The sequence below is a fragment of the Nocardioides alcanivorans genome, assembly GCF_021555175.1.
Classification (GTDB): domain Bacteria; phylum Actinomycetota; class Actinomycetes; order Propionibacteriales; family Nocardioidaceae; genus Nocardioides; species Nocardioides alcanivorans.
This window is the reverse complement of sequence record NZ_JAKGRW010000045.1, coordinates 1-23,415: the sequence shown is the minus strand read 5'-3', so window position 1 is coordinate 23,415 and position 23,415 is coordinate 1. Positions and strand designations below refer to the sequence as shown.

Below are 23,415 nucleotides of genomic sequence, written 5' to 3'. Positions count from 1 at the left end.
TCCGCTCGCACTCAGCTGGCCTGTTCCATCGTCGCCCAGAGGCCGTACTCGTGCATCGCCTGCACGTCGCGCTCCATCTCCTCGCGGCTGCCGCTCGAGACCACCGACTTGCCGTCGTTGTGGACCTCGAGCATCAGCTTCTCGGCCTTCGCCTTGTCGTAGCCGAAGTAGCTGCGGAAGACGTAGGAGACGTAGGACATCAGGTTGACCGGGTCGTTCCACACGATGGTCACCCACGGCTTGGCCAGGAAGGTGATCTCGTCCAGAAGTTGCGTGGCCTCCGGTTCGGCGTGGATCGGGCTCACCCGCCCATCGTGGCACAGTTGCCCACGTGACTCCTGCACCGGCCACGCCGTCCACCGCCCTGCTCACCGACCACTACGAGCTGACCATGCTGGAGGCCGCGCTGCGGGTCGGCACAGCAGGTCGCCGCTCGGTCTTCGAGCTCTTCCCCGGCGCCTGCCCGGTGGTCGGCGCTACGGGGTCGTCGCCGGTGTCGGCCGGGCCCTGGACGCCCTTGAGGCCTTCCGCTTCGACGACGACACCATCGCCGCGCTCGACGGCGTCGTCGACGACAAGACCCAGTCGTGGTTGGCCGACTACCGGTTCGCCGGTGACATCTGGGGGTACGCCGAGGGTGAGGCCTACTTTCCCTACTCCCCGCTCGTCGTCGTCGAGGGAACCTTCGCCGAGGCGGTCCTCCTCGAGACCGTGCTCTTGTCGATCTACAACCATGACTCGGCGATCGCCTCCGCCGCCTCACGCATGACGATGGTCGCGGGCGATCGGCCCTGCATCGAGATGGGCTCGCGACGTACCCACGAGGAGGCGGCCGTCGCAGCCGCGCGGGCGGCCTACATCGCTGGTTTCACCAGTTCCTCCAACCTGATGGCCCGGGCCCGCTACGGCGTTCCGACGGCCGGTACGTCGGCCCACTCCTTCACGTTGCTGCACGACTCCGAGGCCGACGCCTTCAAGGCCCAGGTCGCGGCCCAAGGGCGGGGTACGACGCTGCTCGTCGACACCTACGACGTGGCGGAGGCGGTGCGACTGGGCGTGGAGCTCGCCGGATCCGAGCTCGGCGCGGTTCGACTCGACTCCGGCGATCTGGGCTCCCTGGCCCGAGAGGTGCGAGCACAGCTCGACTCGCTGGGGGCGACGTCGACCAAGATCATCGTGACCTCCGACCTCGACGAACATGCGATCGCCGCCCTGGCCGCTGCTCCCGTGGACGGCTACGGGGTGGGCACCAAGCTGGTCACCGGGTCCGGCCATCCCACCTGCGGCTTCGTCTACAAGCTGGTCGCGCGCGTCGGTGCTGACGGCGAGATGGTGTCGGTGGCGAAGAAGTCGAAGGACAAGATCTCCGTGGGCGGCCGCAAGTACGCGCTGCGCAGGCTCTCCTCGCGTGACGTCGCGCAGACCGAGGTGGTGGGCATCGGTACGCCGCCGACGGGCGACTCCAACGACCGACCACTGTTGGTTCCGCTGGTGCGTGAGGGCGAGGTCGTCGGTCGCGAGTCGCTGGAGACCGCGCGGGAGCGGCATCGCGCAGCGCTTGCCGAACTCCCCCGTGCGATCGAGATGATGTCTGCCGGTGACCCGGTGATTCCGACCGTCTTCGAGTGACACCTGGAACGGGCCTGGGTCAGCCCCTGCGCTGGCGGGCTGCCTCGTAGAGGATCACGGCAGTGGCGTTGGCCGCGTTGAGGGACGAGGCGTGGCCGCCCATGGGGATGCGGGTCAACACGTCGCAGGCCTCACGCCACGCCGCCGACATGCCGGAGTGCTCGTTGCCGGTGACGATCAGCGTCGGTCGCGTGAGGTCGACGTCCCAGACGTCTCGGCTCGCGCCCTCGTCGGTCCCGACGACCTGGATGTCGACGCCGGCAGCCCGGGTCCGGGCGACCCAGTCGAGCACTGGCGGCACGCTCGGCGCCCGCACGGTCGGCGTCATGATCGTCGATCCGGTCGAGGCGCGCAACGCCTTGGGATCGTAGGGATCGGCTGCATGCCCGGTCACGATGACACCGTTCCCGCCGAGGGCGTCGACGGACCGCACGATCGACCCGATGTTGCCCGGCGAGCTCGGCCGGTCGAGGGCGACGTACAGCGCGTCGCGTGGCGTCACGAGGCGAGACAGGTCATCGGGCGGGATGGCGACCACGAGAAGGAGCTCCGGCGCATCGTGCTCCTTCTCACCGAGTTCCTGCATCAACTCGGCGGAGACGAGGTAGCACTCCGCACCCGCCTGCTCTGCCGATGCGAGCGCCTCGTCCGCCCACCGCGACCTCGGCTCGGAGCGGGTGGCGAGCACCGCACGGACCTCCAGGTCCGAATCGAGGGCGAGCGTGATCGCCCGGACCCCTTGCACGACCATCTCGCCGGCGCGGTTGCGCTTGGTGCGGTTGGAGAGGAGGGTCTGCCAGCGCTGGAACGTGGCATTGCGCGTGGTGACTGCCTGCACGCGCCGCGGACGGTGTTGCGATGACATCTGTTCCGGGTCCCTCTTCCTGGTCTGCTGAGGCTCGTGCGTCGCGAGCGCCCGTCGGATCGTGTCATGGCCGGGCTCATTGAGGCCACGGCCTACGCTGGAGGCATGACTCGCGCACTGATCGTGGTGGATGTGCAGAACGACTTCTGTGAAGGCGGCTCGCTGGCCGTGCCGGGCGGTGCGACCGTCGCCCATGACGTGGCCGACCTGTTGCGAGCGTGGCGCAACGGTGGCAAGGGGCTCCCGACTACGCCCACGTCGTGGCCACCAAGGACCACCACATCGACCCGGGTGCCCACTGGGCGCCCCGCGGCACCGAGCCCGACTACCGCACCTCGTGGCCCGTGCACTGCAAGGTGGGCACCGAGGGCGAGGCGTTCCATCCCAACCTGGACCCCGCTCCGTTCGAGGCGGTCTTCCTCAAGGGGCAGCACGCTGCCGCCTATTCCGGCTTCGAGGGAGCCACCGCCGAGGGCATCGGGTTGGCCGACTGGCTGCGTACACGCGGCGTCACCGAGGTCGACGTGTGCGGGCTGGCCACCGACCACTGCGTCCGAGCCACTGCCCTCGATGCCCGCAACGAAGGTTTCGAGGTGCGGCTGCTCGTGGACCTGTGCGCCGGCGTCGCCCCCGAGACCACCGCCACCGCACTCGCCGCGATGCAGGCAGCCGGGGTCACAGCCGCCTGACGTCTCGCCGCCCAGCCGGGCGACGGCATTCCCCGACCGCTCAGGCGCCCGTGAAGTCGGGGTGACGCTTCTGCGCGAAGGCAGCCATGCCCTCCTTCGCGTCGGCGGTGCGCAGCAGAAGGGTCTGGCTCGTGCGCTCGAACTCGAGCGTCTCCTCCAGGCCCGGCAACGCCATCGCGTTGATGGCCCGCTTCGTCGCGGCCTGCCCCAACGGTGCGCCGAGCGCGAGGCGACGTGTCACGCCCGCCAAGGTGGCGTCGTACTCCTCGTCGGGGACGCAGTGCGAGACCAGGCCGGCCTCGTGGGCGTCAGCGGCCGGCAGGGGTTCGGCGAGCAGCGCCATCCTCATCGCGCGGGCACGCCCGATCGCCGCGGTCACCGTCGCCGGAGCTCCGCCGTCGGGCATCAGGCCCACCCGGGCAAAGGCGAGCAGGAACGCAGCTGACTCCTTCGCCACGGCAAGGTCGCACGCCAAGGCGGCGCTGAGGCCGACTCCCGCTGCGACGCCGTTGACGCCGGCCACGACCGGCTTGTCACAGTTGACGATCGCCCGGATCAGCCGGTTGGCGGCATCCATGGCACGTATGTCGAGGCGCGCGTGGGCACCGTCGCCGATGTCGGCACCGGTGCTGAAGGCCGCACCCGTGCCGGTCAGCACGACGACGCGGACGTCATCACGGGTCGAAGCTCGCTCGAGCAGCGAGCAACAGGCATGCACGATCTCGCCGTTGAGGGCGTTGAACACCTCGGGGCGATCGAAGCGCAGGGTCAGGACCCCGTCCGTCTCGGTGACGACGAGCCCGGGAGTGCTCTGCTGTGTGGTCATGCCCGGAGGTTAGCGCCAGCAGGAGGGCGGGGATCAACACCACTGCCGGGCGAGCGTGGTCACCACGTTGTGGTTGCGGTTGGTGACCACGCCGAGGAATCGCTCCGCGCGCAACGGATCGACCGCTCCCTGCTCGTACCCCTCCCCGAGGAGGAGATGGGCGGCCCTCCCCGCACGATGACCCGGTGGTGCTCGGTGGAGAGCCCTTCGACCTGCTCACGTAGGGCGTCATCGAGCTCCTCCTTGAGCAGCCAGACGTAGTGGCGAGCGAGGTGGTCCTCGTGGAGCTCCTCGGAGTCGGTTCCGATCCGGGCGAACTCCGATCGGGTGAAGACGATCGTGGGCACCTCGAACCCACGGTCGGCACGGAACGCCTGCTCCAGAGTGGCCTCGATCCGCGCCCGCGAGCGCATTCGGGTCTCGAAGCGCACGTTGCCGGTGTTGATGTAGGTGGCCACGTCGGTGAAACCCGCACCTTCGACACTCGCGCGGATGTCGTCCTTCGGGAACTTCCGCTTCGCACCGAGGTTGATCGCGCGAAGGAACGCAAGCCGGGTCGCCATGCCACCAGTCTGGCAGCACGGCCCGACAACCGCTCAGGGCAGCAGGAAGGAGGCCCGCCACGCGCGACGGTTGCGCGGTCCCCCGACCATGTCGCACTCCTCCAGGAAGGGCATCACCTTCTCACCCATCCATGCGATCGTCGCACGGTAGTGCTCGTTGCCCAGCGCAACCTTGCGGGCCTCACGCGGGTCGAGTCCGACGCTCGCATACACCTGGGGGTTGATCAGCGACCTCATCATGATGAATGCCCCCTGCGCGGTGACGGTCTGCGCGAACACGCGTTCTGCGCGCGACATCTGGCGCACCGCCTTCTGCAACTCGTCACGGGCGAAGCTGACGTGCCGTGCCTCCTCGATCACGTGGATCCGCGAGACCTGCCGCACGATCGGCTGCACCCGCTCGTCGTGCATGAGCTCGCGCTGCAACCGGTCGACGGGCTCCTCACCGATCAGGATCGAGGCGTAGGCCGCGGCGCCACGGCTGATCGTTGGGTAGATCGGCGCGAAGCGGTGGATCAACGGCGGCGGACCGTACGCCGGCACCCCCAGTCGCCCCAGGGCCTTGCCGAACATCAGCGAGTGCCGGCACTCGTCGGCGATCTCGGTGAGTTCGAAGTGGGTGCGTTCCGAGCGCGGGTCGCTGCGGTAGACGTCGCGCAACAGCATCTGCATGAGGATGATCTCGAACCAGAGACCGACGCTCGCGACGGAGCCGATCTCGTGCTTGGAGAGCTCGATCTGCTGCTCGGGAGTGAGCCTGTCGTAGGTCGGCGTGCCCCACAACGACAGGCGCTCCGGGACCATGTAGTGCAACCCGGGGAGGACTTCTGCCTCCCAGTCGATGTCGACCTCGGGGTCATAGCTCTGGCGGGCCGCCGACTTCAGCAGTCGGTCGGCGAGCGGGTCACTGATGGTCACGGAACGGGCTCCTTGCAGATCGCGGATTAACTGTTACTGCCGGTAACACCTATCCGCTAGTGTGGCTCGCATGACATCCCCCGTCAAGGATCCCGACGGCCGCAGCAGCCGCTGGGACGACCATCGCGAAGAACGCCGCGGCGAACTGGTGCTCGCCGCCGTCACCGCCATCGAGCAGTTCGGCCCCGACGCCGGCATCGCCCGGGTCGCCGAAGCGGCCGGGGTCAGCAAGCCGGTCCTCTACCGCTACTTCGATCACAAGCAGGAGCTCCATGACCGGGTCATCACCTGGGCGGCCGAACAGGTGGTGGACCGGATCGCCCCGGCACTCGCCGAGCCCGGAGCGATCCGCCGCCGCATCGGCAACGCCGTCGACGCCTATCTGGGCCTGCTCACCGAACACCCCAACGTCTTCCGGCTCGTGCTGCGCCACCGCGGCACCGACGGTGCCCTGATGCCGCCAGGCAGCCACCGCATCAGCGCCACCTTCGCCCGATTCATCGGCGACGGCATGCGTGCGCTGGGACTCGACGCGGGCGGCGCGGAACCCTGGGCCCACGGCCTGGTCGGCTTCGGACTGAGCACCGGCGAGTGGTGGCTCACCCGGGAGACCATGTCCCGCGCAGCCGTCGGAACCTACCTGACCGACTTCATCTGGCACGGATTCGCCGGCATCGCTGCCGAACACGGCATCGATCTCGAGGAGCTCGCCACCCGGGCCACGGCCGCCACCGTCACCGAGCTGCGGAGGAACGACTCATGAACGACGAAACGCTTCCCGCCGACGAGTACGACGGCCCCGCCACCTTGTCCGTCGACGACCGGCAGGTGCCGGTCGAGGTCACCCTGCGGGGCGCCTTCCAGCCGATCGACGGCCGCTTCCACTGGTACGGCCGCGTCACCGCGACCGACGCACTGGACGACGTACGCTCCGGTGCGATGGCGACCCTGACCACGCCCCACGGCACGGCCGAGGCCAAGCTCTCCGACCTCGACCCCTGGCGCCGCTTCCGCATCACCGGCACCGGTCGCCCGCCCTTCTGAGGGGTAGTCCCGGACAAACTTGTCGCCTCGCGGGCGATTTCACTACGAATTCGTCAGGGACTACCCGAATCAGAAGGCGCCGAGCCCCTCCGCGACCAGCAGCAGGCCGAAGAGGGCGAAGAGGGCGGCGGCGCCGTACTTGATCGTCTTCTCGGGCAGGCGCTTGCCGAGCATCGCGCCCACCACGATGGCGAGGGCGTCGGCGGCGACCATGCCCACGGTGCTGCCGATCCAGGTGCCGAACCAACCCTCTTGGGTGGCCAACGTGATGGTGGCCAGCATCGTCTTGTCACCGAGCTCGGCGAGGAAGAAGGCGACACCGACGGCGAGGATCGCGAAGCCGGTGCTGTTGCGCGCCTTGGCCGCCTCCTCCTCGGTGAGTTCGTCACCGCGGAGGGTCCACGCCGCGAAGCCGAGGAAGGCCAGGCCGGCGATGATCGCGATCGTGTCCTGGCTGTCGGCGAAGGCGTCGCCGACCCAGTAGCCGATGCCCACCGAGGCGAGGTGGACGATCGCAGTGGCTGCGGTGATGCCGATGAGCACATCACGGACGCGGTAGCGGGCGGCGAACGTCATCGCCATCAACTGACTCTTGTCACCGAGCTCGGCCACGAAGATCACGGCGGTGCTCAGCAGAAAGGCATACATGCTGGTCTTCTTCTCCTTCGGCCCGGCCGAAGAAGAACGATCCGCAGGGGACGCACCTTCGACCGGGCGCGTCCGTTCATGGGGATGCGCACATGGTCGAAAGTCTCGTCCGCCATCCGAGGATGGCCCGTCGTACCGGACCCGGAGGTCAGTGTGTCGACACGACTGTTGGGGACTACTCCCTTTCAACAGGCCACCCTACGCACCCCCACCCCGCGAAGGCCAGCCGGGGTGACCGACGACACCGTCAGAGGTTGCCGCGTGCGTCCTGTTCCCGCTCGATCGCCTCGAAGAGCGCCTTGAAGTTGCCCTTGCCGAAGCCGAGCGAGCCGTGGCGCTCGATGAACTCGTAGAAGACCGTCGGCCGGTCCCCGAACGGCTTGGTGAAGATCTGCAGCAGATAGCCGTCCTCGTCACGGTCGACCAGGATGGAGCGCTTCTTCAGCTCCTTGACGGGGACCCGAACCTCGCCGATGCGGGCCCGCAGCTCGGGATCGTCGTAGTAGGAGTCGGGGGTGGCCAAGAACTCGACGCCCCGGTCACGGAGCACGTCGACGGTGCGCAGCAGGTCGCCGGTGGCCAGCGCGATGTGTTGGCACCCAGCGCCGTCGTAGAACTCGAGGTACTCGTCGATCTGCGACTTCTTCTTCGCAATCGCCGGCTCGTTGAGCGGGAACTTCACCCGGTGGTTGCCACTTGCGACCACCTTGCTCATCAGGGCCGAGTACTCCGTGGCAATGTCGTCGCCGACGAACTCGGCCATGTTGGTGAAGCCCAGCACCCGGTTGTAGAAGTCCACCCACTCGTCCATGTGCCCGAGCTCCACGTTGCCGACGCAGTGGTCGACGGCTTGGAAGAGCCGCTTCGGCGCACCCTCGGGGCGTACGGCAGTGCTCGAGCGGGCGACATATCCCGGCAGATAGGGACCTGAGTAGCGGCTCCGGTCGACGAGGGTGTGGCGCGTCTCGCCGTAGGTCGCGATGGCGGCGGTACGCACGGTGCCGTGCTCGTCGCTCGTGTCGTGCGGTTCGTCGAGCACGGTCGCCCCCTGCTCGCGGGCGTGCGCGATGCATGCGTCGACGTCGGGGACGTCGAGGGCCAGGTCGACGACCCCGTCACCGTGGCGCCGGTGATGATCGAGCAGGGGGCTGTCGGGCGCGACCCCGCCGGTGAGCACGAACCGTGCCGAACCCGAGCGGAGCACGAAGCTCCTGGAGTCACGGTGTCCGGTCTCCGGCCCGCGGTAGGCCTCGAGGTCCATGCCGAGCGCGAGTTGGTAGAAGGAGGCAGCCTGAGTGGCGTTGCCGACCACGAAGCAGACCGCGTCGAGCCCGTTGACGGGGAAGGGGTCGTGGCTGGAGTCATGGTCGACCAGGCCGATCAGCTCCCGAAGCTCCTCCGCGGAGAGGTGGGCCCGGCGTTCGTCCTCGGTCAGAGCAGTGCGCAACTCGGTCATGCTTGTGATCCTGACCACATACGACAATCTGTGCAACACTCTCTAAATAGAGTGTGCAATCTGCTCAGCGAGAGGCCCGGGGATGGACCAGCTGGACGTCACCTTGATCGATCTCTTCGCCGAGGAGCCGCGCGTCGGCGTCCTCGAGGCGTCTCGCCGCCTCGGCGTGGCCCGCGGTACCGTCCAAGCACGCCTCGACCGGCTTGCTGCCGCCGGCATCGTCACCGGCTGGGGTCCTGACCTCGACCCCGGCGCGCTGGGTTATCCGGTGACTGCCTTCCTCACCCTCGAGATCCGGCAGGGTGAGGACGCCCCCGGCAGTGGCCACGACCGGGTCGCAGGTCATCTGGCCGCTGTTCCGGAGGTCATCGAGGCGTGCACCATCACCGGCGCCGGGGACCTGTGGTGCCGCGTGGTCGCGCGCACCAACGCCGACCTCCAACGTGTGATCGACAAGGTGCTCGCGGAGTCCGCGATCGTGCGCTCCACGACGGTGATCGCGCTGGCCACCCAGGTTCCTCGCCGAACGCGGCCGCTGGCCCGCGCCAGCATCGTCGACTGAGGTTCCGACTCCGCGGATTCAGGGCTGCTCGGCCGCCTGCACCGGCACCGGTGGCCATGCACCAGCATCGAGCAGTTCTCGATCGCCCAGCGGCTCCGCCAACTCGATCTCGACCTCGACCGGCCGGTTGCCGACGCAGAGCGCACTTCCCTCGACCGCCTCGGAGGTCAGCAGCACGCTCACCTGCCGATCGGTCTCCTCGACCTCCGGCTCCGAGAGGTACGGCGTCGCATCGCGTCCGCTGGTGCACTCGCGTTCCGTGGCCAGCACCGTGATGATGCGAGTCTCGCGGTCCACACCGCCCTTCGGCGCCGTCACCTCGACCCGGTCGCGTCCCGGCTGGTCCGCGATCTGGAGTTGGCAGTCACCCCACCCCTCTGCGTCCCATGCGTCTCCGTCGCGCGCAAGCGTCAGCACCGACGCCCTCGGCCCCGGTCCCTGCTCGCTCCACTCCCCCAACCCGAGCACGAGCTCGCGAGGACCGTCGACGAGCACGACGTACTCGGCCCGCAGCGCTCCTCTCTCCAGGAGCTCAGCAGGGGCGTCCATCGGCATCTCACGCCGCAGCTGCGCGAAGGAATCACGAATCCGCGTGTCCTCCTCTGCCGTCGGCCGGACAGCTCCCTGCGCCATCGCCGAGACCGGCCACGAGTCGGCTCCGCCGCAGGTGACCAGAGGATCCAGTACCGCCGACGGATCGTCCCCGCCGGCCCCGGGGTCTTCCCCGACCTCGTTGTGCGACCACACCTGACCGCCGACCACGACGATTGCCGCCGTCGAGGCCGCGAAGACACCCAACGTCGCACGTCGTCGAGTACGTCGCACCCGGGCCCGGCGTCGCGCGCCGGCTGCCAGCCCCGCCGCGCGGTCACGCTCCCCCGTGTCGTCGTGGAGGGCATCGCCCAACTGCCGTTCGAAATCACTCATCCCGCTCACCCCACTCCGTACGGAGCACCGCCAGTCCACGAGAGACCCGCGAACGCACCGTGCCCTCACGCACCCCTGTCAACGTCGCGATCTCCGGATAGTCCAGTTGCTCGTAGTAGCGCAGCACCACGGCAACACGCTGGTCGGCAGGCAGCCGACGTACCGCGTCGCGCATCCGGTCGCGCTCGTGGAACGCGAAGCCTTCGGGGGCCGTTTCCTCGAACACCGCCGCGGTGGGATGCTCCCGTCGCCGGAACCGGCGCCACCAGGAGGTGTGGGCGTTGACCACCATCCGCTTGACGTAGGCATCGACGTCCTCCAACCGCCCGATCCGCTCCCAACGAACCAGGGCTCGGGAGAGTGCCTCCTGCACCACGTCGTCGGCGTCGGCCGGGTCTGCCGCCAGCCTGCGGGCCAACCGGAGCAGGCCGGGGCCGCGGGCCGCCACCCAGGTATCGAAGTCAACCGGCGCCGTACGCTCGCGTTCCACCACCACCTCCATACCCTGGGAACGCTGCTCGGTGCCGCTCTGTTGCGAAGCAGTCGAGACTTCTCGGTGCATTCTCGCGCCCTCGACGGCAATCCGGGCGCTTTCGGCGACGATCCGGGCGCTTTCGGCGAGGTCAGGTGAGGCGCGTGGCGAGGTCCCGGGCGGCACGGGTGATCGCGGGGGCGATGCCCTCGACGTCGAGGGGGCCGAGGGTGACGATGCCGACCGAGGCCTCCAGCCCGGGGATGCCGACCACCGGCGCCGCCAGGCCTTGGCCCCCGGCTGCAGCTCGCCGGTGGTGACGGCGTACTCCCCGCCTCACCGGACCGCCCGAGCAGGATCGCGCGACCGGCCGCCCCCAGGGTGAGCAGGTGCCGCGCGCCGACCCGGTAGGAGACGTGGAAGTCGGTCCAGGTGGGTTCCACCACGGCCAGGGCCATCGCCTCCTCACCGTCGGCGACGGTCAGATGTGCCGTGCACCCGGTCGCCTCGGCGAGGTCGCGCAGCACCGGAGACGCTGCCGCGCGCAGGTGCGGTTGGAGACCGGCCCCCAGTTGGAGCACACCCAGACCGACATGAAGGCGTCCGGCGCGGTCGCGACGCACCAGCGCGTGGGTCTCCAAGGTGGTCACCAAGCGGTAGACCACGGTGCGGTTGACCCCGATCGACGCTGCCAGCTCCGTCATCGTGAGTCCGGCCGGCGCCTCCGCCAGCCGCCGGAGCACACGCAGCCCCCGATCCAGGGTCTGCGACGTCTCGGCGGGCACGCGCTCAGCGTAGTGGAGCCGAGCCGAGTGAGCGCACGATCAGGAGGTACGTCGTACGGCCCAGTCACGGATCGTGTCGATCCGCTTGCGCAGCTGGTCGGCCGTCGCGACGGCCGCAGCCGGACCACCGCACTCCTTTCGGAGGGCAGCATGCGTGATGCCGTGCGCCTGCCCGGTGCGGTGGTGCCAGGCGGCGACCAGGCCGTTGAGCTCGCGGCGGAGCACCGCCAACTGCTCATGGGTGGTCACCTGCTCGACCGTGTCGGCACGCGGCGCACCGGCAGCCGTGGCCTTCTGCTTGGCAGCGCGCTCGGACTGTCGCGTCCGCAGCAGGTCCCGCACCTGGTCGGGCTCCAGGAGGCCCGGGATGCCGAGGAAGTCCATCTCCTCCTCCGACCCCACGTGCACCTCACCGGAGTGGCCGAACTCACCACCGTCGTAGAGCACCCGGTCGAACGTCGCCTGGCTGCCCAGGGCCTCGAAGTTCCCGAGCAGGTCGTCGGCAGCACCCTCTCCAGCGTTGGCCTGGTCGATCAGGTTCTGCTCGGCCGCGAAGATGTCGTCCTCGTCGCGCACCGGTCGACCGAGCGCATGGTCGCGCTCCACCTCCATCTCGGAGGCATGCTCGAGCAGGTGCGGCACCGACGGCAAGAAGACCGAAGCCGTCTCACCGCGCTTGCGGGCGCGCACGAAGCGGCCGATGGCCTGGGCGAAGAAGAGCGGGGTCGAGGTGGTCGTCGCATAGACGCCGACGGCCAGTCGCGGGACATCGACCCCTCCGACACCATGCGCACCGCGACCATCCAGCGCGAGTCGTCCTCGGAGAACGCGGAGATCTTCTTCGAGGACGCCTTCTCGTCGGAAAGGACCACAGTGGGCGCCTCCCCGTGAGCGAGCGCAGGATCTTGGCATAGGCACGAGCACTGGTCTGATCGGTCGCGATGACGAGCCCGCCCGCATCCGGCACGTGCCGGCGTACCTCCGAGAGTCGCTTGTCGGCGGCCTGCAGCACCGAAGGGATCCACGCACCCTGGGGGTCGAGCGCGGTGCGCAGCGCGTGGGCGTGCATGTCCTTGGTGAGCGGCTCGCCCAGACGCGCGACGATCTCGTCACCGGCTCGGGTGCGCCACTGCATCTCACCCGAGTAGGCCATGAACAGCACCGGACGGACGACGTGGTCGGCGAGCGCGTGCGCATAGCCGTAGGTGAAGTCGGCCTCGGAGCGCGGGACACCGTCACCGTCAGGCAGGTAGCGCACGAACGGGATCGGGTTGGTGTCGGAGCGGAACGGGGTGCCGGTCAGCGCCAGCCGACGGTGCGCGGGGTCGAAGGCCTCGCGGATGCCGTCGCCCCAGGAGAGGGCATCACCTGCGTGGTGCACCTCATCGAGGATCACCAAGGTCTTGAAGCGCTCGGTACGCAGCCGGAAGGCCAGCGGATTGACCGCGACGCCCGCGTAGGTGACCGCGATGCCAACGAAGTCCTTCGACGTCTTGCCCTGCCCTGCGGCGTAGGCGGGGTCGATCGGGATGCCTGCACGTCCGGCTGCCTCGGCCCACTGCACCTTGAGGTGTTCGGTGGGCGCGACGATGGTGATGCGGTCGATGATGCGGCGCCCCAGCAGCTCGGCGGCCACCGTCAGCGCGAAGGTGGTCTTGCCGGCGCCCGGGGTCGCCACCGCGAGGAAGTCACGCGGCTGCTCGGTCAGGTACTTCTCCATCGCCGCCGCCTGCCAGGCGCGCAGCGATTGGGCCGTGCCCCAAGCAGCACGATCCGGCCAAGCCGGGGTGAGTGCACTGGGTGGCGCGGCCTCGGGCCGTCCCGTCACTCGCCGTCCCCGCCGAGCGGCAGGCTTTCGTAGATCTCCTTGCACTCCGGGCACACCGGGTACTTCTCCGGCGATCGGTTGGGGACCCAGACCTTGCCGCAGAGGGCGGTCACGGGAGTGCCCATCACCATCGCCTCGGTGACCTTGTCCTTCGGCGCGTAGTGCGAGAACCGCTCGTGGTCACCTTCGTCGGTCGGGACCGTCTTCCGGTCCTCGAGGACGTCCGTCTGGCCGAATCCGATGGGGGTGCTCACGGGTCACACTCTACGCCAGGGACGGACGAGTTTCAGTTCTGGTGCGGGTCCGCCGGGCGTGTGGTGACCCACGCCAGCTCCCCGGCTGGCGGCGCAGGACGTCGCGCCGCAGGTGACTCACGTCGAGGCGGAAGGAGTCTCCGGGCAGGGAGGGGACGACGTACCAGCTGCCCTCGGCGATCTCGTCGCGCAACTGGTGCGCACTCCAGCCGGCGTAGCCCGCGAAGACCCGGAAGTCGGCCAAGGCATCGCTGACCACCTCCACGGGCGAATCGAGGTCGACCAGACCGACGTCGTCGAAGCAGGGCCGCCATCCGGGCGGCGCGGCGTCGGGGTCCACGAGCCGCCCCAGGCCGAGCGCCCCGTCCGTCCCCACCGGTCCACCGCGATGCACCACCGACGCTCCGAGGGGACCGTGCCAGCCTGGCAGGACGTCGCCGAGACGAGCCGGCGTCGGCTGCGTGAGGACCACACCGAGGGCACCGTCGTCGTCGGTGTCGAGCAGGAGCACGACCGAGCCCGCAAAGTGGGGGTCGAGCAACTCCGCCGAGGCGACGAGCAGTGCTCCGGGGCGGGGATCCATGCCGTCAAGGATAGGTCGGAGCCCGGCGGCGCGCAGGGAGCCCGAGGTCGGGTCAGGCGACGAGGTGGGCCCGGAGCCGACTGAGGAGGCTCTTGCCGGGCGTCACGTGGGCACGTAGCGCGTGGCCCTCCCGGGCGGCCTGCTCGATCTGGGCGCCGACACGAGCACCCCGCTCCTCCACGTCGAGACGGGAGGCACGGCCGGCCATGAGCGCAAGCATCTGGTGCTCCTTGGCCGTTGCGGTCAGCATGGCCGCTGCGATCGGGGCACTGCCGGGTTCCGCACGGCGGGCATCGAGGATGGCGCGGACGCCGGGCAGCAGGTCGGCCGTCTCCCGCCAGCCACGCACGACCGCGGCACCGAGGTCATGCGGTTCTGCGTCCAGGGCGGACTCGAGGTGGCCGGCCAAGGCCGTGTGCCAACGCAGCTGGAGGGCGCCGATCAGGTCGAGGTCGTCATCGAAGCTCTCGCGGACACCGGGGACGTCGTCGGGGATGGTGCCGTCGCAGCGGAGGTTCGCCTCGCTCACGATGGCGCGCAGCACGTCGCCGCGGCGGTGAAAGGTCTGCCAGGTCATGGTGTTCTTCCTCTCCGTTCACATACCGCCAGTACGTACTCAGAGTACGGACACATACCGACGGTATCCAAACGCGCCGCACGTGACCTCTGGCACACCGGCGGTATGGCCCGATCTAGACTGCGCCCCATGAGCAAAGCCACGGCCAAACGACTGCTGTCCGAGATCCCGGGAGCAAGCCGTCGGCAGCAGTACTCGGCCTCCACGCGCAGGGCCCTCGTGGAAGCCGCTCGTGAGCTCTTCACCGAACGTGGCTATGCCGCCACCTCTCTCGACGCGATCGTGTCGCAGGCCAAGGTCACCAAAGGTGCCCTCTACCATCACTACAGCGGCAAGCAGGCACTCTTCGAGGCGGTCTTCGAGCAGGTGGAGCAGGCCGCGTCCAAGACCATCACGCGCGCCGTACGCGGCTCGAAGGATCCGTGGGAGAAGGCGAGCGCCGGCCTGCGTGCCTTCCTCGAGGCCGTGCAGGAGCCCGGCTACCGCCGCGTCGTGATGCAGGAGGGCCCAGCCGTGCTCGGCCATGAGCGCTATCGCGAGCAGGAACAGCGCTCGTCCTACGCGATCGTGCTCGACATCGTGCGCAACGTGCTCCGGGCCGGCGACTGGGAGCTCGATGAACCCATGGTCGACACCTTCGCCAGCATCTTCCACGGTGCCCTCAACAGCGCGGGCGAGAACGTCGCCACCGCCAGCGACCGCGAAGCGGCCAGCGCCCGCGTCGAGGCGGCCATCGGGTTGATCCTGACGGGCCTGCGCTCCCTCGTCGACCAGGGAGCCGACCTGGAGCTGCCCACCGGTCAGGACTCCTGACGCCAGCAGACACCAAGGCCCTGCTCCCCGTCAGCGGGGGCAGGGCCGAGGTAGGCGCAGATCAGTCGAAGGTGACCCCGCCGCGGTCGTTGGGGACGAGCTCGACCCAGGTGTTGCCAGCTGGCACCTTGAGCTGGCCGTTCTTGGTCTTCAGGGTGATCACACCCGAGAGGCCCTTCTTCACGAAGGTGCCGCGGATGGCGCGACCGTCGTGGAAGAGGGTCGCCGGCCCCTTGCCCTCGAGCTTCGTCTCCGGCACCGGGTTGTTGCCCGGGTCGAGATATCCGGCGTCACCGATCTCGACCTCGAGCACCAGCACCGAGTCGGCCAGGAACTGGTCGTCGGCAGCGGCGTAGGTGTTCTTGTTGACGTAGTGCCCGTCCTCGAACGCCCACGTCGTCGTGTGGCTGCCGAAGCTCGCCGAGATGGAGGTGGCCGGCTGCCCCTTCGGGAGATCGTCGGCCTCGCCCCAGGGCAGGTAGTCCTTGGGGCGGTCACCGCCGGCCTTCGTGTTGGCGGCGATCTCCTTGAGATTGGCCATGACGCTGTAGACGCCGGAACGGGAACTGTCGCGGTAGAGCCCGGCGGTCCCTTCCTGGTGGAACTTCACACCGGCGTTGTTGAGTCGGGCGATCGTCTGACCAGCAGCACCGCTGGTCACCATCTCTCCATTGACCGGCTTCACGATGCCGATGTCGGAGGCACGCATCGACCGGATCGGCCCCGCCACCTCCGGCAGCTCGGAGTAGTAGAAGACCGCAAGGCGGGTGAGCCCACCTTCGACCAGTTCCTCGACGACCAGGTCTGCCTTGCTCAACCCGATCTGCGGAGCACTGTTGCTGGTGTTGTCGATCTTGGCGACGAGCACCGGGTGGTCGAGTGTCGACGAGTCGCCCTTCTTCACCTCGAGGCCGGTCAGCGGCCAGGTGCTGGCCAGCACCTGCTCGTCGCCCTGTCCCTTAGGGTTGCTCTTCTCGCCGTCGCCGCCACCGGAGTCATCGCCCCCGCCGCAACCGGCCAACACCAGACTCGCAAGGGCGACGGCAGCAATGGTGGGACGGAAGGCACGCACGGGATCTCCTCAGGAGTTCGCAGGGGGAAGTTTCGCCTTGAAGTGTGCAGCCGCGACGCCGCAGGAACGCGGAGGCGCGCCCGACACACTCCACAGTCGCGACCTGTCGGTCAGCGTCGCAACGTCGCAGCGAACCAGGAGTTGGTCCACGGCGCAGCGTAGGAGACCCGCTTGCCACTGCTGGGAGCGTGCAGCATGACGATCTTGCCGTTCTTGCGGCCCGCGAAGATGCCCGCGTGGTAGACGCCACCACTGCCGGTGAAGAACATCAGGTCGCCCGGTCGCAGGGCCGAGCGAGGGATCCGCCGAGCGAAGGATGCCTGCGCGCCGGAGGTGCGCGGCATCTTCTTGAAGCCCGCTGCGCGGAAGCTGAAGTGGAGCAGCCCGGAGCAGTCGAAGGCGTTGGGACCGGCAGCACCGTAGCGATAGGGGTCACCGAGCTGCTTGCGGGCGACGGCGAGGGCACGCTGGGTCGCCGTCGTCTTCTTCTGCTTGCGGATGCCGAGCTTGCCGGGCTTGGCGCCGCCCGCGGTCGCCTTCTTGACCGCCCGAGGGGTTTCGGGAGCGGTGTCGGTCGGGGTCTCGTCGACGGCCGGAGCAGCGTCGGCGGGAGCAGCCGCAAGGAAGGCCAGGCTGACGAGCAGGATGCTGACCAACACGCGGGCAGGCAGCACCAGGAGTCGCGAAGTCGCGAACATGGAGGGTCCTTTCCTACGCCTGTGAGGTGAGCTGTCGGGTTGGGGCCGGAAAGTGCCCTGCCGTCCTCGCTGCTGCGATGGACTGCTTCACCCCAAGCGGCCTCGGTCGGTTTCCCGACCTGGCCGCGCGGAACGTGTGGGTCCCCCACTCCTGCCCGTCTTGAGTCGATTCACTGGACGCGACCCTCGGCGGGCAGGACTCGGCGGAACCGTGGTCGCGGATGTTCAGTTGTGGGTGGCCGCGCTTCGTTGCGCGGGACGAGCCGGGACGCTAGGCGCCCGAGGCGGCAAATTCAAAACTCAAGAAGAGCAGAACGGGTGTGACGTACGCCGCCACACCCGTTCTGTCCGGGAAAATACGTTTTGTACGTGGCCCGGATCACTCGATTCCCTGCTCCATCGTTGCCGGTCAGCCCAGCGTGAAGCCGCCGTCGACGTACAAGGTCTGACCCGTGATGTAGGAGGCCTCATCACTGCAGAGGAAGGCGATGGCAGCGGCGATGTCGCCGGGTTCACCAAAGCGTCGGACCGGGTTGGCGTCGGCGTTGGCCTGACGGAAGTCCTCGACGCTCATCTTGAGGCGCACTGCCGTGGCGTCGGTCATCTCGGTGGCGATGAAGCCCGGGGCGACGGCGTTGACGTTGATGCCGAAGGGGCCCAGCTCGATGCCGAGGGTGCGGGTGAGGCCCTGGACCCCCATCTTCGCGGCCGAGTAGTTCGCCTGACCTCGGTTGCCGAGGGCCGACGTGCTGGAGAGGTTGAGGACCTTTCCGTACTTCTGCTCGACGAAGTGCTTCTGGGCGGCCCGGGTCATGAGGAACGCACCCTTGAGGTGGACACCCATGACGAGGTCCCAGTCGTCCTCGGTCATCTTGAAGAGGAGGTTGTCGCGGGTGATGCCGGCGTTGTTGACCAGCACGTGGATGCCACCGAGCTCCGTGACGACCCGCTCGATGGCGGCCTCGACGGAAGCGGCGTCACTGACGTTGGCCCCGATGCCGATGGCCCGCGCGCCGGAGACGCTGTCGGAGATCCGGGTCGCCGCGTCGGCAGCCGAGCTCTCGTCGAGGTCGACGATCGCTACCGCCGCGCCTTCTTGTGCAAACCGCTCAGCGGTGGCGAAGCCGAGTCCGCGCGCGGCTCCGGTGACGACTGCAACGCGTCCGTCGTAACGACCCATCTGAATCTCTCCTCAGTTTTTCGTCGGTGTGATCCACCACATCAAACCAAAGCCCTGCGGAGCCGCTCCGCGTAGGTCGCCGCTTCGCCTTCCCCGTAGGGGTGTCGGGGCCAGAAGAAGCCCCGCAGGCCGTCTCCCTTGGTGCGGGGCACGACATGCAGATGCAGGTGTGGCACCGACTGGGAGACGACGTTGTTCATGGCCACGAATGAGCCCTGGGCACCCAACCCGTCGACGACCGCGGAGGCCAGCCGTTGGGCTGCTTCGAGGAACGGATCACGCAGCGCGGCGGGAAGGTCCGGCAGGGTCGCGACGTGCTGCTTCGGCACCAGCAGGACATGTCCCTTGAAGACCGGACGGCGATCGAGGAAGCCGAGCAGGTCGGGTTCGTCCAGGACGATCTCGGCCTCGGTCGCGCCGGCGACGATCGCGCAGAAGATGCAGTCCATTCCCCCACGCTAGTGGGCGTCGCCGTTGGTTCGGCTCTGCCCGCTGGTGGATCGTCCGCCCTCGAACGGGTCCCGCGAGACGAGGGCGCAGTGCATCGCCCCGCCGGCAACGACGAAGAATCCGAGCTGCAGCCAGGACGACTCGGACCAGGCCACTGCCGGGAACGAGACCTGGGCTCCAGCACTGAGCACCACGCCGAAACCGATCGCCAGCAGCGTGGCGCCCCGCGAGTACCACCGGTGCAGGGTGCCCTGCCCGGCCATGGTGTGGAACAGCACGAGGAACGTGAGGGAGACGAGCTGGACCGCATCGGCCAGACGCGTCGCCCTGTTCTCCAACGTGGGACGCGACGCATTGCCGGTCGAGGCGAGCCACAGCACCAGCACGCAGACGAGCAACAGGACCCCCAGCGTGGTCGCCACCCACCGCACCGGCTCCCTGCGGACAGGCAGCTCGTCGGAGAACCACAGCACCGCCGTACCCCCGAAGAGGGCCGCCAGGCAGCCGAGCCACTGCACCAGGTAGAGGAGATCCACGGGCCAGATCGTCCCACCCCACCGGACCGGTCAGACCTCGGGGTCGGCGACCACGAGCCGGCTGCCCCGACGGACCGGCAACGGGAGCACGGTGATCACCACGAGTGCGACGAAACCGCTGATGATCTTGTCACCCAGCGACGTGACGATGTTGGAGGCGCTGACCGCGACGAGCAGGTAGGAGGTCATCTCGCTGACGGTCGCGGTGATGTTGTCCTGACCGGCGCCGACCGAACCGCCATAGGCGATCATCAGGATCGGCACCGCGATCAACGAGCAGACGACAGCACACAGGGCATTGAGCCAGAAGAAGCGTGGCAGCGTCAGGCCCCAGCCGAAGCGGCGTACCCCGTAGCCCCAGACCAGCGCACCGACGATGTTGACGAGGGCGAAGGGCAGCGAGACCGAGCCACTGCCGAGAGAGCCGAGGAGGTTGGTGCCACCACCGACCAGCGCCCCGAACCACGGCCCCAGCGCGATCGCTGCGATCGCCGTGCCGACCATGTCGAGATAGATCGGCAGATGGAGGAAGTCGACCACCTCACGGCCCACGATGTTGAGCAGGAGGCAACCGAGGATGACTCGACACACCTGCCGGGCACTGGGTTCGGGCACCGGCTCCGGCTCTTGGGCCAGGACCGGATCGCGACACTCGAGCAACCAGCTGTCGACGTCGTCGTCCGTGGCGCCCAGCACCTTGGCTGTGTCGCGGTAGAGGTCGAGGTTGAGCCGGGAGCGACCGAGCCGGAAGGAGTCGTAGACCGTGGTGCGGGCCACTCGCGCGGCATGGGCCGACATGCCCGTGCCCTCACGCAGCACACTGACGCGCTGGGCGATGTCTCCGTAGCTGGGGTTGCCGGCACGCTCGCGGAGCAGTTGGAGGCGCTCGACGAGACGGTCCCAGTAGGACGCCTCACCCGACTCTCCAACGTGCTCGACCACCGCCCGATTCTAGGAGATCGGCCCGACAGCCACCCCGGGTTCGTGCAGTTCACCCTTGCTCGGGTGCTTGGCTGGTTCCATGACCGATCGAGGATTCAACGGCATGTGGCTTCCCCCGAGCAGGACCCGCGCGCAGCGGACGCACCCAGCAGGGGCGAGCGCGAGACGCTCGTGGGCTATCTCGAGGCCTACCGGACGACCCTGGAGCTCAAGTGTGACGGCTTGACGCCGGAGCAGCTGGGCACCCGGTCGGTGCCGCCGTCCTCCCTCTCGTTGATCGGGCTGGTCCGGCACCTGGCCCGGGTGGAGCATCACTGGTTCCGCCGGATGATCGAGGGACGGACGGAGCTCAGCCGCCTCCACGCGGGCGACGAGGCGGACGCCGGGTTCAGCTGGCCCGGCGAGGCCGACCAGGCGCTGGTGGCCGACGCGTGGTCCCAGTGGCGCAGCGAGATCGCCCATGCCCGCGATGTCCTCGACCACGCCGACCTGGATGCGCTCGTCGAGGTGGACGGCATCCCGACCGAGGTGCGGGACATCGTCGTCCACATGATCGAGGAGTATGCCCGTCACTGCGGACACGCTGATCTCGTGCGGGAGTGCATCGACGGTCGCGCCGGGCAGTAACGTGCCAGCGCCCTGCCGAGACAGCGGCAGCAAGGTGTCACCGAGCGACACCTTTCTGCCGCTGTGTTCCAAGGCAACGCGACGTCCGTTTCTCGCCAGAAGTTCATGGGTGGAGCGGACACGCTGGCCCCATGACAACGACCACGGCAGACGTGACCACGACCGCAACCAAGGTGGCCCTGATCACCGGAGGAAACCGCGGACTGGGGCTCGCCACCGCACGGCTCCTCGGACAAGCGGGAGCAACCATCATCATCGCCGCACGCGACGAGGTGCAGTCCCACGAGGCCGTCGTCGCCCTCCGCAGCGAGAACATCTACGCAAACGCGCTCCACGTCGACGTCAACGACCCGGCCAGCATCGCGGAAGCAGTCGACCGCGTCGCGCGCGAGCACGGGCGGCTCGACATCCTCGTCAACAACGCAGGGATCCTGCCGGAGGCAACCGCTCCCGAGGCAGATCAGCCCCTCGATCTGGGCCTGTTCACCCGCACCCTCAGCACGAACCTCCTCGGCGCCGTCGCCGTCACACAGGCGTTCCTGCCGCTGCTGACCGCCTCGGACGCCGGCCGCATCGTCAACGTGTCCAGCACGATGGGCTCGCTGTCAGACCAGGTCAACCCGGAGTCGCCGTACTTCGGCATGATCCTGCCGGCGTACCAGACCTCGAAGGCCGCCCTGAACGGGCTGACCATCGCCCTGTCGAAGGCGCTCGCAGACTCGGCAGTCAAGGTGAACTCGGTCTGCCCCGGCTGGGTGCAGACCGACCTTGGTGGCCCGGTCAACCGTGCTGCCGCGCCGACCACGGCCGACGAGGCAGCCCAGATCATCGCCACCGCAGCCCTCCTTGATGACGAAGGACCGTCCGGCACGTTCTTCGACGCTGCCGGCGCGGTCGGCTGGTAGCAACCGCTCGGCGTGGAGGACGACAACGCCTTGGGGCCCGACGTCCGGAGACGTCGGGCCCCAAGGCTTGAGAGAGGCGTGGGGGCTTCCCCGAAATGGCGATTTGCGCCTGAATCTGGACCCAGGTTGAGCCGCTGCAGCCCCTCGTGCACACGCTGAACGCGATCTGTGCACACGGCCTGCATTGCCTTCCAGCAATCTTGGGAACATCGGCGTCCGCAGCCGAAGGCTCATGACCACCGCTGGCACGTCTCCCGCTGGCTATGACCGTTCAGTTACAGCTCGACGTCCGGACTTCCAGCCGCCTCAATCACGGCCTGCCCTCCGGTCTGGGTGAGGTTACGGACGTCCTCCGTGGGACACAAAGAATGTTCGGCCCCGCGGTCCGGCCTCGCCGACTGGAGAAACCGCGAATGCCCGAACGCAACGTCAAGCGAAAGAGGCTGTCTAAACTGGACCAATTGGGGAGGTCCTACGCCCAGCCGCCGCCCGACGTCGCATTCGGCCACTCGCCAGGCCGGTACTTGACTGCGTAGCGGCCCGCCGGAAGGAGCGAGATCGTCATCTCGAGGACCTTCCCGGTAGCCGGGTCCCGCACGTGGAACGGCTGATCGGGCTCGTAGTGCCAAGTCTCCGGACCCTCGGTGATCTGAGGCCCACGGGCCGCTGCGTAGCCCTCGCCGGAGGTCATGGCCGTAAAGAAGTACCTACCGCCGGCCACGTTGTCGCGGCGCGGGTTGATGCGCCCGAAGTCGAGAATGTCGATCCACCCCGTTCCTTCCGCTACGTTCCACTCGTTCATCTCTGCTCCTTCGGCAAGCCGGTTTTCTCGTCTGGGGGCATGTGTTTCAGGTCCGGAACCACCCTCGGGTGCCCGCTGTCGATGGCGCAAACCCGGCGGAGCCGTACGTTGTCCAACGGATCCGGACAACTCGGGCGAGGGCCATCTGACCAGAATCGTAATGGACGACCAGAGGTCATCCGTCCGGAAAACACAGATGGCAGACGGGGGCCGTCAGCATCTCGCGGGTGATGTGACAAACCTCGGTGAAAGCGCTGAATGGCCATCGTCCGTGAGCCCTCACCACGGCGGACCTTGAAGCCGCGTGCAAGTACCGGGCGGCTCCGTGAGAGAACAGCACGTCACCCGCGGATCTATCGTGCGCGCCGAACTTTTTGTTCCACTCGCAATCCCAACACAAGCCCCCGAAGCCTGTGTGTCCGCACGACAATTGATCCTTCATCGCGGCGCTGCCGTGCCGCGGCCATGGTGGAATGCCAGCGAGCTGGCCCCGCCCGTCGAGGTCACCCATCGGGCGCAAGTCGTCGGGAGCAACTGAGAGTTGTGCCCTATGTTGCGAGCGCCAAACGGGGCGCCCCCGTTCGACCAAGTCCCGGACCGTCGACCAGCCGGCCAGTTCAACGTGGGTACCGACGAAGCTCTCAGCACGAGCCGCGGACTCGTTGACCTCTCCTGCAAGGCGGCACCAGACCACGATATCGGCCTTGTCGATAATCCGAGGAAGTTGGTCGAGGTTCAGCGAAAGACCATATCGTTCCCAACTT

Annotated in this window: 26 protein-coding genes, 4 pseudogenes and 1 riboswitch; of the genes and pseudogenes, 8 read left to right on the top strand and 22 right to left on the bottom strand. The window is 68.4% G+C overall.

Annotation, left to right across the window (positions count from 1 at the left end):
* Positions 1-11: 11 nt before the first annotated feature.
* Positions 12-296, bottom strand: coding sequence for an ATP-dependent Clp protease adapter ClpS (gene clpS / locus L1066_RS19320; protein WP_235737858.1), 285 nt, complete (start codon positions 294-296; stop codon positions 12-14).
* Positions 297-391: 95 nt separating this feature from the next.
* Here clpS and L1066_RS19315 point away from each other — a divergent pair.
* Positions 392-1,629, top strand: a pseudogene (locus tag L1066_RS19315) (nicotinate phosphoribosyltransferase).
* Positions 1,630-1,648: 19 nt separating this feature from the next.
* On the opposite strand, the gene L1066_RS19310 reads toward L1066_RS19315, so the two are convergent.
* Positions 1,649-2,494, bottom strand: a complete 846-nt coding sequence (locus tag L1066_RS19310; RefSeq protein ID WP_235737826.1) for a TrmH family RNA methyltransferase — start codon at positions 2,492-2,494, stop codon at positions 1,649-1,651.
* A gap of 105 nt (positions 2,495-2,599) precedes the next feature.
* Between L1066_RS19310 and L1066_RS19305 the strand changes: the two are divergent.
* Positions 2,600-3,183 (top strand): annotated as a pseudogene (locus tag L1066_RS19305) (isochorismatase family protein).
* Between the two features lie 40 nt (positions 3,184-3,223).
* Here L1066_RS19305 and L1066_RS19300 read toward each other — a convergent pair.
* From L1066_RS19300 to L1066_RS19290, 3 genes are read right to left on the bottom strand one after another with little or no spacing between them, the layout of a single operon-like run.
* The gene (locus L1066_RS19300; protein ID WP_235737825.1) at positions 3,224-4,009 is read right to left on the bottom strand and encodes an enoyl-CoA hydratase; all 786 of its coding nucleotides are present in this window, start codon (positions 4,007-4,009) and stop codon (positions 3,224-3,226) included.
* Between the two features lie 59 nt (positions 4,010-4,068).
* On the bottom strand, positions 4,069-4,572 hold the full coding sequence (locus L1066_RS19295) for a DUF1697 domain-containing protein (RefSeq protein ID WP_235737824.1): 504 nt from the start codon (positions 4,570-4,572) through the stop codon (positions 4,069-4,071).
* Between the two features lie 33 nt (positions 4,573-4,605).
* On the bottom strand, positions 4,606-5,490 hold the full coding sequence (locus L1066_RS19290; RefSeq protein ID WP_235737823.1) for an AurF N-oxygenase family protein: 885 nt from the start codon (positions 5,488-5,490) through the stop codon (positions 4,606-4,608).
* 70 nt (positions 5,491-5,560) lie between these two features.
* Between L1066_RS19290 and L1066_RS19285 the strand changes: the two genes are divergently transcribed.
* Together L1066_RS19285 and L1066_RS19280 are read left to right on the top strand one after the other, a co-directional pair.
* Entirely contained in the window at positions 5,561-6,253 is a 693-nt protein-coding gene (locus L1066_RS19285) for a TetR/AcrR family transcriptional regulator (protein ID WP_235737822.1), read from the top strand.
* The gene (locus L1066_RS19280) at positions 6,250-6,534 is read left to right on the top strand and encodes a DUF4873 domain-containing protein (RefSeq protein WP_235737821.1); all 285 of its coding nucleotides are present in this window, start codon (positions 6,250-6,252) and stop codon (positions 6,532-6,534) included. The genes L1066_RS19285 and L1066_RS19280 overlap by 4 nt, the downstream gene beginning before the upstream one ends.
* A gap of 69 nt (positions 6,535-6,603) precedes the next feature.
* Here the strand turns inward: L1066_RS19280 and L1066_RS19275 are convergent, their stop codons facing one another.
* Positions 6,604-7,182: a TMEM165/GDT1 family protein gene (locus L1066_RS19275; RefSeq protein WP_235737820.1), complete on the bottom strand. Its 579-nt coding sequence runs from the start codon at positions 7,180-7,182 to the stop codon at positions 6,604-6,606.
* A gap of 247 nt (positions 7,183-7,429) precedes the next feature.
* Entirely contained in the window at positions 7,430-8,638 is a 1,209-nt protein-coding gene (gene hppD, locus L1066_RS19270) for a 4-hydroxyphenylpyruvate dioxygenase (protein WP_235737819.1), read from the bottom strand.
* An 82-nt stretch (positions 8,639-8,720) separates the two neighbouring features.
* Here hppD and L1066_RS19265 point away from each other — a divergent pair, with 82 nt between their 5' ends.
* Positions 8,721-9,200, top strand: coding sequence for an Lrp/AsnC family transcriptional regulator (locus L1066_RS19265; RefSeq protein ID WP_235737818.1), 480 nt, complete (start codon positions 8,721-8,723; stop codon positions 9,198-9,200).
* Positions 9,201-9,218: 18 nt separating this feature from the next.
* Here L1066_RS19265 and L1066_RS19260 read toward each other — a convergent pair whose 3' ends face one another.
* The 8 genes and pseudogenes from L1066_RS19260 to L1066_RS19230 form a co-directional block, all read right to left on the bottom strand.
* A complete protein-coding gene (locus L1066_RS19260) occupies positions 9,219-10,127 on the bottom strand; it encodes a hypothetical protein (RefSeq protein ID WP_235737817.1) in 909 nt (302 codons plus the stop codon).
* Positions 10,120-10,617 carry a SigE family RNA polymerase sigma factor gene (locus L1066_RS19255; RefSeq protein WP_235737816.1) on the bottom strand — a complete coding sequence of 166 codons (498 nt, stop codon included), beginning with the start codon at positions 10,615-10,617 and terminating at the stop codon, positions 10,120-10,122. The genes L1066_RS19260 and L1066_RS19255 overlap by 8 nt, the downstream gene beginning before the upstream one ends.
* A gap of 133 nt (positions 10,618-10,750) precedes the next feature.
* Complete coding sequence (locus L1066_RS27030) at positions 10,751-10,873, bottom strand: hypothetical protein (RefSeq protein WP_283095513.1); 123 nt, start codon at positions 10,871-10,873, stop codon at positions 10,751-10,753.
* 139 nt (positions 10,874-11,012) lie between these two features.
* A pseudogene (locus L1066_RS29210) lies at positions 11,013-11,303 on the bottom strand (helix-turn-helix domain-containing protein); the annotation flags it as partial.
* A gap of 120 nt (positions 11,304-11,423) precedes the next feature.
* Positions 11,424-13,212: pseudogene (locus L1066_RS19245) on the bottom strand (DEAD/DEAH box helicase).
* Positions 13,209-13,454: a DUF3039 domain-containing protein gene (locus L1066_RS19240; RefSeq protein ID WP_235737857.1), complete on the bottom strand. Its 246-nt coding sequence runs from the start codon at positions 13,452-13,454 to the stop codon at positions 13,209-13,211. The pseudogene L1066_RS19245 and the gene L1066_RS19240 overlap by 4 nt, the downstream one beginning before the upstream one ends.
* A 22-nt stretch (positions 13,455-13,476) precedes the next feature.
* Positions 13,477-14,049, bottom strand: a complete 573-nt coding sequence (locus L1066_RS19235) for a YqgE/AlgH family protein (protein ID WP_235737815.1) — start codon at positions 14,047-14,049, stop codon at positions 13,477-13,479.
* 52 nt (positions 14,050-14,101) lie between these two features.
* On the bottom strand, positions 14,102-14,626 hold the full coding sequence (locus L1066_RS19230) for a hypothetical protein (RefSeq protein WP_235737814.1): 525 nt from the start codon (positions 14,624-14,626) through the stop codon (positions 14,102-14,104).
* A gap of 129 nt (positions 14,627-14,755) precedes the next feature.
* Here L1066_RS19230 and L1066_RS19225 point away from each other — a divergent pair, with 129 nt between their 5' ends.
* Positions 14,756-15,439, top strand: a complete 684-nt coding sequence (locus L1066_RS19225) for a TetR/AcrR family transcriptional regulator (RefSeq protein ID WP_235737813.1) — start codon at positions 14,756-14,758, stop codon at positions 15,437-15,439.
* A gap of 61 nt (positions 15,440-15,500) precedes the next feature.
* On the opposite strand, the gene L1066_RS19220 is transcribed toward L1066_RS19225, so the two are convergent.
* The 6 genes from L1066_RS19220 to L1066_RS19195 form a co-directional block, all read right to left on the bottom strand.
* Positions 15,501-16,511, bottom strand: a complete 1,011-nt coding sequence (locus L1066_RS19220) for a DUF3048 domain-containing protein (RefSeq protein ID WP_235737812.1) — start codon at positions 16,509-16,511, stop codon at positions 15,501-15,503.
* 110 nt (positions 16,512-16,621) lie between these two features.
* Entirely contained in the window at positions 16,622-17,209 is a 588-nt protein-coding gene (locus L1066_RS19215; protein WP_235737811.1) for a C40 family peptidase, read from the bottom strand.
* 1 nt (position 17,210) lies between these two features.
* Positions 17,211-17,387, bottom strand: a riboswitch (cyclic di-AMP (ydaO/yuaA leader).
* 231 nt (positions 17,388-17,618) lie between these two features.
* Positions 17,619-18,389, bottom strand: coding sequence for an SDR family NAD(P)-dependent oxidoreductase (locus tag L1066_RS19210; RefSeq protein WP_235737810.1), 771 nt, complete (start codon positions 18,387-18,389; stop codon positions 17,619-17,621).
* Positions 18,390-18,430: 41 nt separating this feature from the next.
* Entirely contained in the window at positions 18,431-18,838 is a 408-nt protein-coding gene (locus tag L1066_RS19205; protein WP_235737809.1) for an HIT family protein, read from the bottom strand.
* Between the two features lie 9 nt (positions 18,839-18,847).
* The gene (locus tag L1066_RS19200) at positions 18,848-19,375 is read right to left on the bottom strand and encodes a hypothetical protein (protein ID WP_235737808.1); all 528 of its coding nucleotides are present in this window, start codon (positions 19,373-19,375) and stop codon (positions 18,848-18,850) included.
* A gap of 30 nt (positions 19,376-19,405) precedes the next feature.
* On the bottom strand, positions 19,406-20,317 hold the full coding sequence (locus L1066_RS19195) for an ECF transporter S component family protein (protein ID WP_235737807.1): 912 nt from the start codon (positions 20,315-20,317) through the stop codon (positions 19,406-19,408).
* 105 nt (positions 20,318-20,422) lie between these two features.
* Between L1066_RS19195 and L1066_RS19190 the strand changes: the two genes are divergently transcribed.
* Together L1066_RS19190 and L1066_RS19185 are read left to right on the top strand one after the other, a co-directional pair.
* Complete coding sequence (locus L1066_RS19190) at positions 20,423-20,944, top strand: DinB family protein (protein WP_235737806.1); 522 nt, start codon at positions 20,423-20,425, stop codon at positions 20,942-20,944.
* Positions 20,945-21,075: 131 nt separating this feature from the next.
* Entirely contained in the window at positions 21,076-21,849 is a 774-nt protein-coding gene (locus L1066_RS19185) for an SDR family oxidoreductase (protein ID WP_235737805.1), read from the top strand.
* Between the two features lie 472 nt (positions 21,850-22,321).
* On the opposite strand, the gene L1066_RS19180 is transcribed toward L1066_RS19185, so the two are convergent.
* Positions 22,322-22,651 carry a hypothetical protein gene (locus L1066_RS19180; RefSeq protein WP_235737804.1) on the bottom strand — a complete coding sequence of 110 codons (330 nt, stop codon included), beginning with the start codon at positions 22,649-22,651 and terminating at the stop codon, positions 22,322-22,324.
* Between the last annotated feature and the right edge of the window lie 764 nt (positions 22,652-23,415).

Excerpts from the sequence above, each read along its gene's own strand:
- L1066_RS19310 (WP_235737826.1), bottom strand. The coding sequence starts at position 2,494 with ATGTCATCGCAACACCGTCCGCGGCGCGTGCAGGCAGTCACCACGCGC.
- L1066_RS19300 (WP_235737825.1), bottom strand. The coding sequence starts at position 4,009 with ATGACCACACAGCAGAGCACTCCCGGGCTCGTCGTCACCGAGACGGAC.
- L1066_RS19295 (WP_235737824.1), bottom strand. The coding sequence starts at position 4,572 with ATGGCGACCCGGCTTGCGTTCCTTCGCGCGATCAACCTCGGTGCGAAG.
- L1066_RS19285 (WP_235737822.1), top strand. The coding sequence starts at position 5,561 with ATGACATCCCCCGTCAAGGATCCCGACGGCCGCAGCAGCCGCTGGGAC.
- L1066_RS19280 (WP_235737821.1), top strand. The coding sequence starts at position 6,250 with ATGAACGACGAAACGCTTCCCGCCGACGAGTACGACGGCCCCGCCACC.
- L1066_RS19275 (WP_235737820.1), bottom strand. The coding sequence starts at position 7,182 with ATGTATGCCTTTCTGCTGAGCACCGCCGTGATCTTCGTGGCCGAGCTC.
- hppD (WP_235737819.1), bottom strand. The coding sequence starts at position 8,638 with ATGACCGAGTTGCGCACTGCTCTGACCGAGGACGAACGCCGGGCCCAC.
- L1066_RS19265 (WP_235737818.1), top strand. The coding sequence starts at position 8,721 with ATGGACCAGCTGGACGTCACCTTGATCGATCTCTTCGCCGAGGAGCCG.
- L1066_RS19260 (WP_235737817.1), bottom strand. The coding sequence starts at position 10,127 with ATGAGTGATTTCGAACGGCAGTTGGGCGATGCCCTCCACGACGACACG.
- L1066_RS19235 (WP_235737815.1), bottom strand. The coding sequence starts at position 14,049 with ATGGATCCCCGCCCCGGAGCACTGCTCGTCGCCTCGGCGGAGTTGCTC.
- L1066_RS19230 (WP_235737814.1), bottom strand. The coding sequence starts at position 14,626 with ATGACCTGGCAGACCTTTCACCGCCGCGGCGACGTGCTGCGCGCCATC.
- L1066_RS19225 (WP_235737813.1), top strand. The coding sequence starts at position 14,756 with ATGAGCAAAGCCACGGCCAAACGACTGCTGTCCGAGATCCCGGGAGCA.
- L1066_RS19215 (WP_235737811.1), bottom strand. The coding sequence starts at position 17,209 with ATGTTCGCGACTTCGCGACTCCTGGTGCTGCCTGCCCGCGTGTTGGTC.
- L1066_RS19210 (WP_235737810.1), bottom strand. The coding sequence starts at position 18,389 with ATGGGTCGTTACGACGGACGCGTTGCAGTCGTCACCGGAGCCGCGCGC.
- L1066_RS19205 (WP_235737809.1), bottom strand. The coding sequence starts at position 18,838 with ATGGACTGCATCTTCTGCGCGATCGTCGCCGGCGCGACCGAGGCCGAG.
- L1066_RS19185 (WP_235737805.1), top strand. The coding sequence starts at position 21,076 with ATGACAACGACCACGGCAGACGTGACCACGACCGCAACCAAGGTGGCC.
- L1066_RS19180 (WP_235737804.1), bottom strand. The coding sequence starts at position 22,651 with ATGAACGAGTGGAACGTAGCGGAAGGAACGGGGTGGATCGACATTCTC.